Origin of the sequence: Clostridium thermobutyricum DSM 4928 (assembly GCF_002050515.1) — a bacterium.
In the GTDB taxonomy this organism is placed as follows: Bacteria; Bacillota; Clostridia; order Clostridiales; family Clostridiaceae; genus Clostridium; species Clostridium thermobutyricum.
In genome coordinates, this window is record NZ_LTAY01000003.1 from 1 (window position 1) to 1,294 (window position 1,294).

Consider the following 1,294-nt stretch of genomic DNA (forward strand, 5'->3'; position numbering starts at 1 on the left):
GCTTCACGCTTAGATGCTTTCAGCGTTTATCCCTTCCCGACTTAGCTACCCAGCTATGCTTCTGGCGAAACAACTGGTACACCATAGGTCAGTCCATCCCGGTCCTCTCGTACTAAGGACAGCTCCTCTCAAATTTCCTACGCCCGCGACGGATAGGGACCGAACTGTCTCACGACGTTCTGAACCCAGCTCGCGTGCCGCTTTAATGGGCGAACAGCCCAACCCTTGGGACCTACTTCAGCCCCAGGATGCGACGAGCCGACATCGAGGTGCCAAACCTCCCCGTCGATGTGAACTCTTGGGGGAGATCAGCCTGTTATCCCCGAGGTAGCTTTTATCCGTTGAGCGATGGCCCTCCCACGAGGTACCACCGGATCACTAAGCCCGACTTTCGTCCCTGCTCCACTTGTGGGTGTCGCAGTCAGGCTCCCTTCTGCCTTTGCACTCTTCGAACGATTTCCGACCGTTCTGAGGGAACCTTTGGGCGCCTCCGTTACTTTTTAGGAGGCGACCGCCCCAGTCAAACTGCCCACCTAACAATGTCCAGTCACCAGTTTCATGGCGTCCTGTTAGAACTCCAGTAATATCAGGGTGGTATCCCAAGGGCGACTCCACTAAGACTGACGTCCTAGTTTCCTAGTCTCCCACCTATCCTGTACAGATAATACCGAAATTCAATGCTAAGCTACAGTAAAGCTCTACGGGGTCTTTCCGTCCAATCGCGGGTAGCGAGCATCTTCACTCGCACTACAACTTCGCCGGATTTGCAGTTGAGACAGTGCACAAGTCATTACGCCATTCGTGCGGGTCAGAACTTACCTGACAAGGAATTTCGCTACCTTAGGACCGTTATAGTTACGGCCGCCGTTTACTGGGGCTTAAGTTCATACCTTCGCTTGCGCTAAGTATTCCCCTTAACCTTCCAGCACCGGGCAGGCGTCAGCCCCTATACATCAGCTTTCGCTTTAGCAGAGACCTGTGTTTTTGCTAAACAGTTGCTTGTGCCTATTCTCTGCGGCCTACTCTCGTAGGCACCCCTTCTCCCGAAGTTACGGGGTCAATTTGCCTAGTTCCTTAACTGCAATTCTTCCGCCGGCCTTAGGATTCTCTCCTCACCTACCTGTGTCGGTTTGCGGTACGGGCACTACTTCTCTCTCTAGATGCTTTTCTTGGAAGCATAGAATCAAGCACTTCGGTTCCGTAGAACCTTCCCCATCACGCCTCAGGATATGTTAGAGTGGATTTGCCTCCTCTAACTCCCTAAACGCTTAGACTAGCATCCAATAGCTAGCAC

Annotated in this window: 1 rRNA gene; it reads right to left on the minus strand. The window is 52.7% G+C overall.

The window, feature by feature from the left end:
- Nucleotides 1-1,294, minus strand: a 23S ribosomal RNA gene (locus CLTHE_RS00030); the annotation flags it as partial.